Annotated in this window: 12 protein-coding genes; 9 read left to right on the top strand and 3 right to left on the bottom strand. The window is 66.9% G+C overall.

The features are described from left to right. The 3 genes from BRAO375_RS32405 to BRAO375_RS32395 all read left to right on the top strand — a co-directional run. Positions 1-1131 (top strand): ABC transporter substrate-binding protein (locus tag BRAO375_RS32405; protein WP_035643332.1); only part of this gene is annotated, 1131 nt, incomplete at its 5' end. Positions 1132-1300: 169 nt separating this feature from the next. Further along, entirely contained in the window at positions 1301-3157 is a 1857-nt protein-coding gene (gene ftsH / locus BRAO375_RS32400) for an ATP-dependent zinc metalloprotease FtsH (RefSeq protein ID WP_009031662.1), read from the top strand. A 117-nt stretch (positions 3158-3274) separates the two neighbouring features. Next, positions 3275-4960, top strand: a complete 1686-nt coding sequence (locus BRAO375_RS32395) for a methyl-accepting chemotaxis protein (protein WP_009031661.1) — start codon at positions 3275-3277, stop codon at positions 4958-4960. A gap of 25 nt (positions 4961-4985) precedes the next feature. Here the strand turns inward: BRAO375_RS32395 and BRAO375_RS32390 are convergent, their stop codons facing one another. Continuing rightward, entirely contained in the window at positions 4986-5915 is a 930-nt protein-coding gene (locus tag BRAO375_RS32390; protein ID WP_009031660.1) for a DMT family transporter, read from the bottom strand. Between the two features lie 194 nt (positions 5916-6109). Here BRAO375_RS32390 and BRAO375_RS32385 point away from each other — a divergent pair, with 194 nt between their 5' ends. Next, on the top strand, positions 6110-6715 hold the full coding sequence (locus BRAO375_RS32385) for a TetR/AcrR family transcriptional regulator (RefSeq protein WP_035643330.1): 606 nt from the start codon (positions 6110-6112) through the stop codon (positions 6713-6715). A gap of 43 nt (positions 6716-6758) precedes the next feature. Beyond that, on the top strand, positions 6759-7538 hold the full coding sequence (locus BRAO375_RS32380) for a sulfite exporter TauE/SafE family protein (RefSeq protein ID WP_009031658.1): 780 nt from the start codon (positions 6759-6761) through the stop codon (positions 7536-7538). A gap of 9 nt (positions 7539-7547) precedes the next feature. Here BRAO375_RS32380 and BRAO375_RS32375 read toward each other — a convergent pair whose 3' ends face one another. Then, entirely contained in the window at positions 7548-8477 is a 930-nt protein-coding gene (locus BRAO375_RS32375; RefSeq protein WP_009031657.1) for a DMT family transporter, read from the bottom strand. 143 nt (positions 8478-8620) lie between these two features. Then, positions 8621-11176 (bottom strand): magnesium-translocating P-type ATPase, encoded by a 2556-nt coding sequence (gene mgtA / locus BRAO375_RS32370; protein ID WP_009031656.1) that lies wholly within the window; start codon positions 11174-11176, stop codon positions 8621-8623. Between the two features lie 193 nt (positions 11177-11369). Between mgtA and BRAO375_RS32365 the strand changes: the two genes are divergently transcribed. From BRAO375_RS32365 to BRAO375_RS32350, 4 genes are all read left to right on the top strand, one after another. Beyond that, positions 11370-12644: an efflux RND transporter periplasmic adaptor subunit gene (locus BRAO375_RS32365; RefSeq protein ID WP_175345407.1), complete on the top strand. Its 1275-nt coding sequence runs from the start codon at positions 11370-11372 to the stop codon at positions 12642-12644. After that, a complete protein-coding gene (locus BRAO375_RS32360; protein WP_009031654.1) occupies positions 12641-13867 on the top strand; it encodes an ABC transporter permease in 1227 nt (408 codons plus the stop codon). Before BRAO375_RS32365 ends, BRAO375_RS32360 begins: the two co-directional genes overlap by 4 nt. Continuing rightward, positions 13860-14543, top strand: a complete 684-nt coding sequence (locus BRAO375_RS32355; protein WP_009031653.1) for an ABC transporter ATP-binding protein — start codon at positions 13860-13862, stop codon at positions 14541-14543. Before BRAO375_RS32360 ends, BRAO375_RS32355 begins: the two co-directional genes overlap by 8 nt. Positions 14544-14918: 375 nt before the next feature. Further along, positions 14919-16211 (top strand): adenylosuccinate synthase, encoded by a 1293-nt coding sequence (locus BRAO375_RS32350; protein WP_009031652.1) that lies wholly within the window; start codon positions 14919-14921, stop codon positions 16209-16211. The last annotated feature ends 210 nt before the right edge of the window (positions 16212-16421 follow it).

Genomic DNA, 16421 nt, shown 5'->3' with positions numbered 1-16421 from the left:
GCCTCCGGCCCTGTGCGCGGCGTGACCGATCAGGAAATCCGCTTCGGCATCGTCATCCCCTATACGGGCAGCGCGAAGGAGAACGGACAGAGCTACAAGCGCGGCATCGAGGTGGCGTTCGCGCGCACCAACGCTGCCGGAGGCGTCCACGGACGCATGCTCAAGCTGATCGCCGCGGACGACGGCTTCGAACCGTCGCGGACGCCGGACGCGATGAAGCTGCTGTGGGACAAGGAGCAGGTGTTCGGCTTCGTCGGCAATCTCGGCACGCCGACCGCCGCCGTGGCCGTGCCGTTCGCGCTCGAGCGCCGCGTGCTGTTCTTCGCGCCGTTCACCGGCGGCACTTTGGTGCGACGCGACCCGCCGGATCGCTATGTCTTCAACTACCGGCCGAGCTTCGTCGAGGAGGCCGACGCCGCGGTGCGCTATCTGTTGAAGATGCGCAAGATCAGGCCGAACCAGATTGCGGTGTTCGGACAGAACGACGATCTCGGCGAGCAGGGCTTCGCTGGCGTCGCCAGGGCCTATCGCGCAGCCGGCCTCAACGACAAGGCGATCCTGCGACTGGTCTATACCCGCAACTCGATCGACATGGACGAGGCGGTGGCCCAGCTCAAGGCGCAGAAGGTGCCGATCAAGGCGATCGTGATGGTCGGGACGACGCGGCCGGCGGCCAAGTTTATCGAGAAGACACGCGACCTCTTTCCCGGCATGATCTACACCAACATGTCGATCGTCGGCGCCACCGCGCTGGCGCAGGAATTATCGTTGCTGGGGCCGCGTTTCACCGAGAACGTGATCGTGACCCAAGCGGTGCCGGCCGTGTCGGGCTATTCGAGCACCGTGCTCGACTTCAAGGCGGCGCTGGCGGAGGCATCTCCCGGCGAAGTGCCGGACTATATCTCGCTCGAAGGCTACGTCGCGGCCAATCTTCTGATCGACGCGCTGAAGCGCTGCGGGCCGCAGCTCGACACCGAACGGCTGGTGGAGACGCTGGAGAACACGCGCAATCTCGACATGGGACTCGGCGCCCCGCTGAGCCTGAGCCGCGGCGATCACCAGGCGCTGCACAAGGTCTGGGGCACCCAGCTCGACAAGTCGGGAGTGTATCAGCCGATCGATCTGGAATGACCCTCGTGGCGGCGCGCGTCCGGCGATGCCGGATACGCGCTGGCGCGCCGGCCGGACTTGATCCAGGACAAGCGCCCACAGGAGGGCGCTTGTTAAACGCTCGTGCAGCTCCTGCGGAGGCCGTGATCGTCGATCCGTCGTGGGGAGCGTCGCCAGGCGAGTGCCCGACATGGAATCCGATCCGAACACGCGCAAGCAGGCTATTGCCGTCGGCTACATATTCCTGGCGGGCGTTGGCATGCTGCTGCTGCAATGGCTGCTGACGACCTACAACACCGTCGAGACCATTCCCTATAGCCAGTTCGAGCAATTGGTGGAGCAGGGCAAGATCGCCGAGGTCTCTGTCAGCCAGGACACCATCCAGGGCAAGTTCAAGGACAAGCAGTCCGACGGCAAGACCGCCTTCGTGACGGCGCGGGTCGATCCGCCGCTCGCCGAGAAGCTGGCGGCCAAGGGCGTCACCGTCACCGGCGTCCCCTCCGGCGGCGTGATCCAGACGCTGCTGTCCTGGGTCGTGCCGGCGCTGATGTTCTATCTCATCTGGATGTTCCTCGGCCGCAAGGTGATGGACCGCCAGGGTTTCGGCGGGCTGATGTCTATCGGCAAGTCGCGCGCCAAGGTCTATGTCGAGACCGACACCAAGGTGACCTTCGCCGATGTCGCCGGCGTCGACGAGGCCAAGTTCGAACTGCAGGAGGTCGTGCAGTTCCTGAAGGACCCGAAGAGCTATGGCCGGCTCGGCGCCCACGTGCCGAAGGGCATTCTGCTGGTCGGTCCGCCCGGCACCGGCAAGACGCTGCTCGCCCGCGCCGTCGCCGGTGAAGCAGGCGTTGCGTTCTTCTCGATCTCCGGCTCCGAATTCGTCGAGATGTTCGTCGGCGTCGGCGCCGCGCGGGTCCGCGATCTGTTCGAGCAGGCGCGCAAGGCGGCCCCTTGCATCATCTTCATCGACGAGCTCGATGCGCTCGGCCGCAGCAGGTCCGCCGGGGCACAGCTCGGCGGCTATGACGAGAAGGAACAGACGCTCAATCAGCTTCTCGCCGAGCTCGACGGCTTCGATCCGAGCTCCGGCGTGATCCTGCTCGCCGCGACCAACCGGCCGGAGATTCTCGATCCCGCGCTGCTGCGCGCCGGCCGGTTCGACCGCCAGGTGCTGGTCGACCGGCCCGACAGGAGCGGGCGGCTCGCGATCCTCAAGGTGCACGTCCGCAAGATCACGATGGCCGACAGCGTCGACCTCGACAAGGTCGCTGCCCTGACCGCCGGCTTCACCGGCGCCGATCTCGCCAATCTGATCAACGAGGCGGCGATCGCGGCGACGCGCCGCAAGGGCCATGAGGTAACGTTCGACGATTTCACCGTCGCGATCGAGCGCATCGTCGCCGGTATCGAGAAGAAGAGCCGCGTGCTCAGCCCCGCCGAGCGGCGGCGTGTCGCCTATCACGAGATGGGACACGCGCTGGTGGCGGCCAATCTCGCCGGCGTCGATCCGGTGCAGAAGGTCTCGATCATCCCGCGCGGCGTCGGCGCGCTCGGCTATACCATGCAGCGGCCGACCGAGGACCGCTTCCTGTTGTCGGTGAGCGAACTGAAGAACCGCATCGCGGTGCTGATGGGCGGCCGCGCCTCCGAGCAGTTGATCTTCGACGGCGATGTCTCGACCGGCGCAGCCGACGATCTGCAGCGCGCGACCGAGATCGCGATCGAGATGGTCACGAAGTACGGCATGGACGCCACCGTCGGCCAGCGCACCTACGCGCCGCGGCCGCAGGTGTCGTTCCTGCAGCCGCAGGACCAGATCGTCTCGGCTGCCGAGGAAACCGGACGCGAGATCGATCTCGCGGTCCGCGACCTGATCGCCGAAGGCGGCGCGCGGGCCCGCGCGATCCTCGATGGTCATCGCCAGGATCTGGAGCGCGGCGTGTCGCTGCTGATTGCCAAGGAGACGCTGACTGCCGAGGAGTTCGGGCCGCTGCGGCCAGCCTCTGCCCCTGGCCAGACGCCGGGTGTCGCCGTCGCCGGCTGATCCGGGCTTTTACGGGGAGCCTTCGCAACCGAACTCTAACCATCACCTGATCAGTTGATTTGCAGCTTATCTTGTGAGGTCGATGCCATCGATCGGGGATCGGGCGGAGTTCGTCGCGTGCTGCTCAACAATATGAAGATCGCTCCCAAGCTGGCCATCGTGGTCGGCGTTGCGTTGCTCGGCCTTGCTGCCGCCGGCACGTTCGCCGGCAATCTCATGCAGAAGGAGATGGTCAACGCCCGCATCGAGCAGTGCCGGGCGATCGTCGAGACCGCGCGCAACATGGCCATGGGCCTGATCAAGGAGGTCGAGGCCGGCAAGATGACGAAGGAGGCTGCGATCGACGAGTTCGTCAAGCGCGGCAGCACGATGACCTTCGACAAGGGCGCGGGCTACCTGTTCGCCTACACGATGGATGGGATCGTGGTCATATCCCAGAACCCGAAGCAGCGCGGCGAGAACGTCATCGATTTCGAGCTCAACGGACGCAAGCTGGTCGTCGAGCTGCGCGACGGCGTTGCCAAGAACGGCGAAGTGACCCTGCACTACGAATATTTGCGTCCCGGCCAGGAGCAGCCGACCCGCAAGATTTCCTACGCGGTCATGATCCCTGGCTGGAATACGTTCGTGGGCACCGGCGTCTATGTCGATGATCTCGACGCCAAGATGCAGCCGCTGAAATGGATGATCTGGATGGCCTGTGCCGGCATCGCGATCGTCGCCGGCGGCATCGCCTGGCTGATCAGCCGCAGCATCAGCGTGCCGCTCGATCGCCTCGGCGCCCGCATGCGCGAGATTGCAGACGGCCAGCTCGACGGCGAGATCCCGGGCGTCGGCCGCGGCGATGAGATCGGCGGCATGGCGGCCACGGTCCAGATCTTCAAGGACAATGCGCTCCGGGTGCGTGAGCTCGAGCAGGCGGAGGCGGCCAACAAGCAGCGCGCTGAAGCGGAGCGGCGGGCCGCGATGCAGAACCTCGCAGCCGACTTCGAGCGCAGCGTCAACGGCATCGTCCGCTCGGTGGCCTCTGCCGCCGAGGGCATGCAGCACACGGCGGAATCGATGACGTCGACGGCAAGCGATGCCAGCTCGCGCGCCTCCACGGTCAGCGCGGCCACCCAGAGCGCGAACGACAATGTCGGCACCGTGGCGTCCGCGGCGGAGGAGCTGTCGAGCTCGGTCAACGAGATTTCGCGCCAGGTCGCCCGCTCCAGCGAGATCGCCAGCAAGGCGGTCGGCGACGCCGAGCGCACCAATGCCACTGTGCAGGTGCTGTCGACCGGCGCCGAGAAGATCGGCGAGGTGGTCAAGCTGATCCACTCGATCGCGGCGCAGACCAACCTGCTGGCGCTCAACGCCACCATCGAAGCCGCCCGCGCCGGCGAGTCCGGCAAGGGGTTCGCCGTCGTCGCCTCCGAAGTGAAGGCGCTCGCCAATCAGACCGCGAAGGCGACCGAGGAGATCTCGGCCCAGGTCGCGGCGATGCAGACCTCGACCCAGGACGCGGTCGCCGCCATCAGCGGCATCACCCAGACCATCGCGCAGATGAGCGAGATCACCAACTCGATCTCCACGTCCATCTCGCAGCAGGGCGACGCCACGCGCGAGATCGCCCGCAACATCCAGTCGGTCGCCGCCGGCTCCAACGAGATCAGCGCCCATATCGGCGGCGTCACCAAAGCCGCGGAAGCCACCGGCATGGCAGCGTCCGAGGTGCTGGCCAGCGCGCGCGAGCTCGACAGCCAGTCGGGTCTGCTGCAGCAGGCCGTCGACGGCTTCATGGCCAAGGTGCGCACGGCGTAGCCGAGGCAGTCCCGCCAGAACCGCGTCAGGCAACCTTGGTGCGACCCGTGCGGGACGCGATCACCACGCCGGCGATCACCAGCGCGTAGCCGAGCAGGTGGAACGGCTTCAGCTCTTCGCCGAGCAGCATGATCGCCAGCACCGAGCCGAACAGCGGCACCAGGTGCAGGAACGGCGCCGCCCGGTTCGGCCCGATCAGGCCGATGCCGCGGTTGAAGAACAGATAGGCTAGCGTCGAGGCGAACACGACGACATAGCCTAGCGTCAGGATCGACAGCAGATCGAGCTGCAGCACGAAGCCGGAGGCATATTCCCAGACCGCCAGCGGCAGCAGCAGCACGGCGCCCAAGGCGGTGCAGGACGAGATCAGCGAGAGCTGATGCACGGCCGGCCGCCGCGTCATCACGGCGGAGTAGATGCCGAACACCAGCAGCGCGCCGGCGAACATCAGGTCGCCGCGGTTGAACTGAATGGCGGCCAGGGCGCCGAGATCGCCGCGCAGCAGGATCACCAGCACGCCGATCAATGACATCGCGATGCCGGCGAATTGCGCTGCCGTCAGCCTGACCCCGAACAGCACGAGCGACCACAGCGCCACGAAGAGCGGGGCCGAGGACTGGATCAGCAAGCCGTTGAGGGCCTGGGTGTACTGCATCGCCCAGTAGGACAGCGCGTTGTTGATGGCAAAGCCGGTCAGCGCCAGCACCAGCAGCAGCGGCCAGTTCGCCAACAGCGTGCGCCAATCGCGCACGAGATGTGCCCGCGCGAACGGCCACAGCATCAGGAACGTTCCGATCCAGCGGATGCAGGACAAGGTCAGCGGCGGCACGTGCCCGGCGACATAGCGCGCCAGCACGATGTTGCCGGCCCAGAACAGCGAGGCCAGCGTCAGCAGCAGATAGGGCTGGTTGTTGAGCCAGGCCTGCGGCGAGGTCGGATGAGATGGGGTGGGCAAGGAATCGGCTTCTCTTGTTGATCCAAGCTTGTGCCCGAAACCCCTGGTGAGACAAGAGCGCCGGGCGGGATGCCGCCATGCCAGAAATCGAATGGGTCTTTACAAAACGAATATTCGTTTTGTATGAAGACTGGAGCAAGGACGCGATCGAGCCGGGGCCGCCAATCGTGCGGCCTGTCGGGCAGGAGCTGCGCATGCCCAAACTCAAGCCTGAGACGATGGCCGCGCGCCGCGACGAGATCCTGCAGGCCGCGGAGATCTGCTTCGCGCGGCAGGGCTTCCATCAGACCACGATTGCCGATGTGATCGCGCAATCCGGTCTGAGCGCTGGCTGCATCTACGGCCATTTCGCCAGCAAGGAGGAGCTCATCCAGGCGATCGGCGAGCACCGCCATGCCCGCGATGCGGCCCTGCTGGCGGCGGCGCGGGACGTCTCCGATCCGCTGGACGCGCTGCGCGCGATCGCGCGCGCCTCGCTCGCGGACATGCAGAAGGAAGAGGGACTGCGCAGCCGGCGGATCGCGCTGCAGCTCTGGGCCGAGGCGCTGCGGGACGACGACATCCGCGCGCAGGTGACGGACGGCGTGCGCAAGCCGGTCGCCCTGATTACCGAACTGCTGCTGCGCGGACAGCGGCTCGGCGTCATCGACCGCTCCGTCCATCCGCGCAGCATGGCCCGCACGTTGGTCGCGATGTTCCAGGGCTTCGTGCTGCAGCGGTTATGGGGCGAGCCGTTCTCGTCGGCCGAAGCGATGACCGCATTGGAGGCGCTGCTGACGGGCCTCGCGGCGCGGCGATGACCTGAACCGGCAGCCTTCGATCCTATCAGGCGGGGTCTTCTTAATGAACGGACACGATCTCATCGCCGGTCTCGGCACCGGGCTGGTCGGCGGCTTTACTTCGGGGCTGCTCGGAGTCACTCCCGGCGGTGGGCTCGTCGTGTTCGCGGTCATGCTGCTCGGGGCCGAGCAGCACGCCGCGCAGGGGCTCTCGCTGGTCGCGCAGATTCCGCCCACCAGCGCAGCCGGCATCAGGCGCTATTGGGAGAGCGGCAATCGGGTGACCGCGGCGGTGTTGCTCTGGCTCGGCCTGGGATTCCTGCTCGGCGGCATTGTCGGCGCACTGATCGCGAACTGGGCGACGGCGGCGGTGCTGCAATGGTCCTATGTGATCTACCTCTTATTGCTCGATGCTCTGCTGCTGCGCAGGCGACAGGCGAAGGAGACGACCGAAGGACCCGAAGCTGCGCCAGAGCCGCATCGCGCGGCACTGCTGGCGGTCGGTTGCGCGGCCGGCGTGTCCTCAGGCTTTCTCGGCATCGGCGGCGGGCTCGCGACGGTGGTTGGCTTGAGCGCCGTGCTCGGCATGGCGCAGCACCGCGCCCAGATGATCAGCCTGGCGCTGACACTGGTGCCCACGACGATTCCGTCGGCCTGGATCTACTGGCAGCATGGCGCCATGCCGGCGTGGCCCACCCTCGTTGCAGTGATCGTCGGACTTGCGGTCGGTACTGACCTTGGCGCACGCTTGGCGAACCGCGTTCCGCCGGAACGGTTGCGCGTCCTGCTGGTCGGCTTCGTGTCGGTGATGGCCGTCTGCATGACGCTCAAAGCGCTCGGATGAGCTGTCTGCTCACGTCGCCTGCTTGCGCGAGGCCGCGTAGACGCCGCTCAGCACCAGGGCAAATCCGATCACGTGAAAGATCTGCGGCTGCTCGCCGAGGAAGACGAAAGCCATGATCGAGCCGAACACCGGCACGACATGGAAGAACGGCGCTGCGCGGTTGGCGCCGATCAGGAGCACGCCGCGATTGAAGCAGAGATAGGCGATGGTCGAGGGGAAGATCGCGACGTACAGCAATGACAGCAGGTTCTGAGTGTCGAACGCCATCACCGGGCGGGCGTTCAGTTCCCAGATCAGCAGCGGGATCAGGCTCGCCGCGCCGCAGCCGAAGGTGAAGGCGACCATCGACAGGCCATGGATCTGCGGCCGCTTGATCGTCAGCACCGAGTAGAAGCCGAACACCGCCATCGCCAGCAGGAAGATCAGGTCGCCCTTGTTGAAGCTGATATCGGCGAGCGCGGTCGGGTGGCCTCGCGTCAGGATGAGCAGCACGCCGGCGAGCGACAGCACGATGCCGATCGCCTGCGCCAAGGTGAGATGCACGCGCAGCAACAGCATCGACCACAGCGCGACGATCAGCGGGCCTGCCGATTGCAGCAGCAGCGTGTTGAGCGCCTGGGTGTATTCGAGCGACCAATATTGCAGCGTGTTGAAGGCGCCAATGCCGGTCATGGACAGCGCGATCATGATGCCGAGCTTGGAGCGGATCGCCGGCCAGTCCTGCCGGAGCTGCTTCCAGGCGATCGGCAGGATCAGCAGGAACGCCAGCGACCAGCGCAGAAACGACAAGGTGACGGGAGGGATATGACCCGCGGCGAGGCGGCCGACAATCGAATTGCCCGCCCAGCACAGCGCCGTGATGCTGAGCAGCACATAGGGTTGGTTCGCGATCCAGTTGCGCGCGGGCGCTGTGGACGCTGTGGGATCGGCGGCAGACATGCGGCGGTGTTGGTTCCGGTTCGTTTGCCCAGGGCATCCGGCCCGGTGATCCCGGCCGCGGGTTCTCCCGGCCTTCTCGACAGACACCAATTGCAACTGCCCATCAAGAGGGCAGATGCATCGCGACCATGCAACTGCTGCGGTCATGCCCCTCTGCGATGAGGGTGACGCCGCCGATGCGGGCGGGATCGCACCGCAAGCGATTTAAGCCGCTCCGCACTGACCAGATAGGCCAGGACCAGGGCCGCAATGGCCGCCAGCACGGAGACCGGCGGCGCCACGAAGCCGAACCATGCGCCGGCCGGCGTGAAGGGCACCACGAGCGCGGCGACCAGCGCCGTCAACGACGACGCGGTCAGCATCGGATCGGCCCGGTTGCTCCAGGGGCGTCCGTTGGTCCGGATGATGAAGATGACGAGGATCTGCGTTGCCATGGACTCCAGGAACCAGGCGGTGCGGAACTCGTCGGGCGTGGCGTGGAACACATATAGCAGGGCGCCGAAGGTGAGAAAGTCGAACAGCGATGACAGCGGACCCATGATCGCGGCAAAGCGCAACAACCGCTTCATGTCCCAGCGCTGCGGCCGCGCGGTGGCCTGCGGACTGACGCGATCGAAGGGAATGCCGAGTTCCGACAGATCATAGAGCAGATTGTTCAACAGGATCTGCGTCGGGAGCATCGGCAGGAACGGCAGCATGATCGAGGCGACCGCCATCGACAGCATATTGCCGAAATTCGAGCTCGCGCCCATGCGCACATATTTGAGGATGTTGGCGAAGGTTCGCCGTCCCTCCTCGACGCCGTCGGCGACGACCTCGAGATCACTGGCGAGCAGGATCATGTCGGCCGCGGATTGCGCCACGCCGGTGGCGCCGTCGACCGAGAGGCCAATGTCGGCCACCTTCAATGCCGGGGCATCGTTGATGCCGTCGCCGAGGAAGCCGACGACCTCGCCGGAAGCCTGCAGCGCCTTTACGATCCGCGACTTCTGATCCGGCGCGAGCCGGCCAAAGGCATCGGCCGAGCGCACCTGCACCGCGAGCGCATCGTCGCTCAATTCGGCGATGTCGCTGCCGGACAGCACGCGATCCGCCTTCAGCCCGACCAGGCCTGCGAGTCGTTTGACGACGACCGGATCGTCGCCGGACAGGATCTTCAGCGCGATGCCGGCGCGGGCGAGCTGTGCGATGGCAGCCGCAGCGGTCGGCTTGGGCGGATCGGCGAAGGCGCACAGGCCCTCGAAGATCAGCTCCTGCTCGTCGTCGGTCTCGACCTCGCGCGGCGCGTCGCTCCAGGGTTTTGAGGCGATCGCGACGGTGCGCAGTCCCTCGCGGGCCAGCGCATGAACGCGCTCGCGCATGTCGTCGCGGCCGTTGTCGTCGAGCGTGGCAATGCCGCCGCCCCGTCTTCGCTGCGTGCAGAGCTCGATCACGGCCTCCGGCGCGCCTTTCACGATGAGCACCTGCTCCGCCCCGCGCACCGCCAGCACCGAGCCGAGCCGGCGCGAGAAGTCGAAGGTCTGCTGGCCGCCCAGGGTCCATCCCGCCGCGGCATGGTCGGCGCCCGCGACCAGTGCCGTGTCCAGCGAGCCACGATCGCCACCAAGTGCGGCGGCGATGGCGCCGAGGTCGGCGGCGCGCGGGTGATCCAGACCATCAGGCGCGATGCTGCGCGCGAGCGTGATCTCCGCTGAGGTCAGCGTTCCCGTCTTGTCGGTGCACAGCACCGACATCGCGCCGAGGTCGTGAATGGCCGCGAGCCGCTTCACGATCACCTTGCGCTTGGCCATGCGCAGCGCGCCGCGCGACAGCGTCACGGTGGTGATCATCGGCAGCAGCTCGGGCGTCAGTCCGACGGCGAGCGCGACGGAGAACAACAGCGAGTCGAGCACATCGCGGCCGAACACCACGCGAAAGGCGAGCACGATGAGAACGAGCGCCAGCGTCAGCCGCGCGATGACGAGGCCGAACTCGTGCAGGTCGCGCTCGAACGGCGTACGGCCCTGCGCTTCGGCCAGCGCCGAGGCGGCCGCGCCGAACATCGTATTCGGTCCGGTATTGACGACGAGCGCGACAGCCTCGCCGGTCTGCGCCACCGAGCCGCGGAACAGGGCGTTCGAGGTGTCGTTGTCATCGGCAGGAAGGCCCGCCTGCTTGGTGACCGGATAGGGCTCGCCCGTCAGCGCCGCTTCGCCGGCGGTGAAGGCCTTGCTCTCGATGATCAGCGCATCGGCCGGGACGATGTCGCCGGCGCGCACGCGCAGAATGTCTCCCGGCACCACGGCGTCGACCTCGATCTCGCGATAGCCGCCGTCGCGCCTGACCTCGGCCTTCAGCGCCACCGATCGCCGGAGCTCCTCGGCCGCCCGGACCGCGTGTCCCTCCTGCACGGTGTCGAGCCCGATCGACAGCGTCAGGATGAGGACGATGATCGCGCCGCCGATCACGTCGCCGGTGACCATCGAGATAACGCCGGCGACGAGCAGGATCAGCGACAGCGGTTCGAGCAGCCGGCGCATGATGGCGCGCAACGGACCAACGACGTGGGATGGCGTGTCGGCATTGCGGCCGTAGCGCAGCAGCCGCTGCGCGGCGTCGGCGTCGTTCAGGCCATCGAGGCCGCAGCCGAGTGCTTCGCCGGCCTGTGCCGGAGCCAGGCGCCAGAACTGGTGCAGGCCGGAGGTCGTTTCGGTGATCACGGGCGCCCGTTCATGTTCGTGGACAAAGTCTCATGGCCGTCGTGCCTGATTTGCATGAACGATCGCGCCGCGGTTGACCTAGCGCAACATCCTGATGGTGCCATGACCTAGGTTGCGGATAACGGGCCGTGGGGCTGGCGGCCGCACGTTCACGAGGACGACATCCCGCCCGGTGCGCCGGGTGCCATCTGCAATGACGGACATGGTCGATCAAGCCGCAGCCCTGCCGCGCCAGAACAGCAAACCAGTGTCGACGGTGTGGTCCACTTTTTGGGCGCATCGCTGGTTCGTCCTCGCTGTGGTCCTGCTGCTCGGGCTCGGCGGCTGGCAGAGTGTGCGCATCATGCTCGGCCCTGCAATCGTGGTCGATCAGGTCCGGCGCGGCGACCTGGTGGAGACCGTGGTCGCCAGCGGCCATGTCGAGACGCCGTTTCGTGTCGAGATCGGCAGCCAGATCACCGGCACGGTCGATGAGGTGCTCGTCCTCGAGGGCCAGCGCGTGACCAAGGGGGAGCCGTTGATCTCGCTGGAGGCGCGCGAGCTGAAGGCGGCGGTGGTCCAGGCGCAGGGGCAGGTGGCGCAGGCCGAGGCGCGGATGCGCCAGCTCGCGGAGTTGACATTGCCGTCGGCCAAGGAGGCGCTGCGCCAGGCGCAGGCGACCTTGCTCAATGCCCAACAAACCTACGACCGTACCTCGCAGCTCACGACCAACGGCTATGCCACGCGGGCCTCGCTCGACGAGGCGCAGAAGACGCTCGACATTGCACTGGCGCAGAAGCGCGCCGCCGAATTCCAGGTGTTCACCGCGAGCCCCGGCGGCAGCGACTACGTCATGGCGGAGACGCAGCTGAACCAGGCCCACGCCAATCTCGATACTGCGCAGTCGCGGCTCGGCTACGCGACGATCTCGGCGCCGCGTGACGGCGTGCTGATCACGCGCAATGTCGAGAAGGGCACCGTGGCGCAGCCCGGCAAGGCGCTGCTCGTTCTGGCGCCCGCCGGTGATGTCCAGCTCGTGCTGCAGATCGACGAGCGCAATCTCGGCAAGCTGGCGCTGGGCCAGACCGCGCTGGCCTCGGCCGACGCCTATCCCGACAAGCGCTTTTCCGCCGTGCTCAGCTACATCAATCCGGGGGTCGATCTCTCGCGCGCCTCGGTGCAGGTCAAGCTGGTCGTCAACGACCCGCCCGACTATCTGCGCCAGGACATGACGGTCTCGGTCGACATCGAGGTCGCCTCCCGTAAGGATACGCTGGAGCTGCCGGTGCGCTCGGTGCATGATCTCACCTCCGGACAGCCCTGGGTGCTCGGCGAGAAGGACGGCCGCGCGGTCAAGCGCCCGGTGCGCGCCGGCATCCGCGGCAACAGCCATGTCGAGATCGTCGACGGCCTGAGCGCCGGCGACATCGCGGTGCCGGCGAGCTCCGGCCTCGTCACCGGGCAGCGCTTCCGTCCGGTGCTGCCGTGAACCGCTGGCTGCCGTTCGAATGGATCGCGGCGGTGCGCCTCCTGCGCGAGGGCCGGCTGCAGACCCTGTTCATCATCGGCGGCATCGCGATCGGCGTCGCCGTCATCGTGTTCATGTCGGCGATGCTGGCGGGCCTGGAGGCCAACTTCATCAAGCGTGTGCTGACCTCGCAGCCGCAGATCCAGCTGCTGACGCCGGACCAGGTCGCGCGGCCCCTGCGCAACGGCCCTGGCGTGATCGAGGATGCGATCGTGCAGCGGCCGAGCCAGCGCGTGATCTCGATCGACCAATGGCCGAAGATCCGCAACCAGATGCTGGCAATGCCGGAGATCACCGCGGTCTCGCCGACCATCTCGGGCTCGGCGCTCGCCATTCGCGGCGATGCCAGCCGCGCCGTGACGCTGTCCGGCGTCGAGCCGGAGAGCTACTTCAACATCGTTCGCGTGCCGGACTACATCGTGGCCGGCGAGCCGCGGCTGACCAGCGAAAACATCATCATCGGCGTCGAGCTGGCAAAGGACCTCGGCGCCGTGGTCGGCGACAAGCTGAATGTCCAGGCGGCCTCGGGCGCCAACCGTGTGCTGACCGTGACCGGCCTCGTCGATCTCGGCAATAAGGGCGTCAATCAGCGCGCCGCCTATGTCGCGCTGCGCACCGCGCAGTCGCTGCTCGGCATGATCGGCGGCGTGACGACCATCGATATCACCGTGAAGGACATCTACGCGGCCGAGGACATCGCGCAGCGCATCCAGGCTGCCAACCTGGTGAAGGCCGACAGCTGGATCAAGACCAATGCGCAGTTCTTCGTGGCGGTGCGCGCGCAGGAGACCTCCAACACGCTGATCCGCGTCTTTGTAGCGATGTCGGTCGCGTTCGGCATTGCCGCCGTGCTGATCGTGTCGGTGATCCAGCGCTCGAAGGAGATCGGCATCCTCAGGGCGATGGGCACCTCGCGCGGCCAGATCCTGCGCGTGTTCCTGCTGCAGGGCGGCTTGCTCGGCTTCGTCGGCTCGCTGTTCGGCGCGGCGCTGGGCGCTGGCGCGCTGATCTATTGGCATGCGGTGCAGCGCCAGGCGGACGGATCGGAGTTGTTTCCGCTCATTCTCGAGCGCCGCCTGTTCGTCCTGACGGCCTTGCTTGCGACGGTGACGGGACTACTTGCCGCGACCGCGCCGGCGCTGCGCGCGGCCAAGCTCGATCCGGTGGTGGCGATCCGTGGCTGAGGAAATTCTGCGGCTGGAGAAGGTCTGCAAGGCCTACAATGTCGGCCTGCCGACGGAAACCGAGGTGCTGCACGACATCGATCTCGAGGTCGATCGCGGCGAATTCGTCGCGCTGATCGGCCCGTCCGGCTCGGGCAAGAGCACGCTGCTCAATATCGTCGGCCTGCTCGACCGGCCGACCTCCGGCCGGCTGACGATCAAGGGCCACGATATCGCCTCGCTCGGCGACACCGAGCTCACGCATCTGCGCGGCCACACCATCGGCTTCATCTTCCAGTCTCACCTCCTGATCTCCGCCTTCACGGCCAAGGAGAACGTGATGATGCCGCTGCTGGTCGACCGCGGCTTTCCGAGCCCGGAGATCGAGGCGCAGGCCGGCAAGCTGCTGGATCAGGTTGGCCTGTCGAAATTCGCCGGCCATCTCGCGAGCAACATGTCGGGCGGTCAGCAGCAGCGCGTTGCGGTGGCCCGGGCGCTGGCGATGAATCCCGATCTGGTGCTGGCGGACGAGCCGACCGGCAATCTCGATACCAAATCGGCGGAGGCCGTGTTCGAGCTGATGAAGGAGGTCAACCGGACGGTCGGCACCAGCTTCCTGCTCGTCACCCACAACCTCGACCTGGCAAAGCGCTGCGACCGCATCATTGAGGTTGTCGACGGCCGCATCCGGACCTGAACGCTGGTGACGGATCGGCGTCGGACCGGGGGGGGCGTCGCCTCGATCCTAGATTCGCCGCCGTTCCGGTGCTCAATGCGCAGGCTTGGTCTCGACGCCGCCAGAAGCGTCGGCCGGGCAGTCCGATCCGCAGCCGGGGCGGCATGAAATTTTGGGGCTTATCAAAGGCTTGGTGGCGCTGTTGTGTGCTCCAGGGGCCCGTTCTTGCTTGCCTAGCCCGGCGGCTTCCTTTATCCGGTGGGTCGCCTCGCAAGCGAGCGGTCCCGGCCGCGATTTGGGCTGGGCGCATGGTTGGCCAGGCAGGCCCCTCATCGGAAGCGATATCGTCCGAGCCGATCGTGCTGTTTTGGATCTTGGCAGAGGAAAGAGCTGCGAATGGCTAACGTGGTCGTCGTCGGCGCCCAATGGGGCGACGAGGGGAAGGGCAAGATCGTCGACTGGCTGTCGGAGCAGGCCGACATCGTCGTGCGCTTCCAGGGCGGCCACAACGCCGGCCATACGCTGGTGATCAACGGGGCGACCTACAAGTTGGCCCTGCTGCCGTCGGGCGTGCTGCGCGCCGGCAAGCTGTCGGTGATCGGCAACGGCGTCGTGTTCGATCCGCAGGCCTTTCTCGACGAGGTGGGCAAGCTGCAGGCGCAAGGCCTGACCATCAGCCCGGACAATCTGCGCGTCGCCGAGAACGTCACCTTGATCCTGCCGCTGCACCGCGAACTCGACGCGCTGCGCGAATCCGCCAGCGCCGCGACCGCGATCGGCACCACCCGCCGCGGCATCGGCCCGGCCTATGAGGACAAGGTCGGCCGCCGCGCGATCCGGCTGATGGACCTCGCCGATCTCGACACGCTGCCGCACAAGATCGACCGGCTGCTCGCGCATCACAACGCGCTTCGCCGCGGCCTGGGCCTCGAGCAGATCGACGGCAAGGTCATCCTGGACGAGCTGACGGCGCTGGCGCCGAAGCTGCTGCCCTATGCCGAGACGGTGTGGCGGCTGCTCGACATCAAGCGCCGCGAAGGCAAGCGCCTGCTGTTCGAGGGCGCGCAGGGCGCGCTGCTCGACGTCGACCACGGCACCTATCCCTACGTCACCTCGTCCAACACGGTGGCGGCACAGGCGGCGACCGGCGCCGGCCTCGGGCCGGGCGCGATCGGCTACGTGCTCGGCCTTTGCAAGGCCTACACCACCCGCGTCGGGCAGGGGCCGTTCCCGACCGAGCAGGACAACGAGACCGGCCGCAGGATCGGCGAGCGTGGCCGTGAGTTCGGAACGAATACCGGCCGGCCGCGTCGTTGCGGCTGGTTCGATGCGGTCCTGGTTCGCCAGGCGGTACGGACTTGCGGCATTAACGGTCTTGCGCTGACCAAGCTGGACATTCTCGATGGTTTCGACACGATCGAGGTCTGCACCGGCTACAAGCTGGACGGCAAGGAGATCGATCATTTCCCGGCAGGCGAGGGCGCCCAGGCCCGGGTTGAGCCGATCTACGAGACTATCGAAGGCTGGAAGCAGCCGACGGCAAACGCGCGCTCCTGGGCCGATCTGCCGGCCCAGGCCATCAAATACGTCCGTCGCATCGAGGAACTGGTGGGTTGCCCGATCGCGCTGCTTTCCACCAGCCCCGAACGCGAGGATACTATCCTGGTCCAGAATCCCTTCGAGGCGTGACGGGACCCGACAGCGCAGCCCGCGAATTGAGTTGATATGGCCGACTACTACCCGCTGATAGCCCGCGCCATTGCCGGATTGGACCCCAACGCTCCCGGCGAAAGCCGGCGCGCGCTTTACGAGCGGGCCCGGGCGGCGCTGATCGCGCAGCTGCGCAGCGTCCAGCCGCCGCTCAGTGAATCCGAGATCACCCGCGAGCGGCTGTCGCTC

Origin of the sequence: Bradyrhizobium sp. ORS 375, from assembly GCF_000239775.1 — a bacterium.
Classification (GTDB): Bacteria; Pseudomonadota; Alphaproteobacteria; order Rhizobiales; family Xanthobacteraceae; genus Bradyrhizobium.
This window is presented reverse-complemented; position numbering and strand designations above follow the sequence as displayed.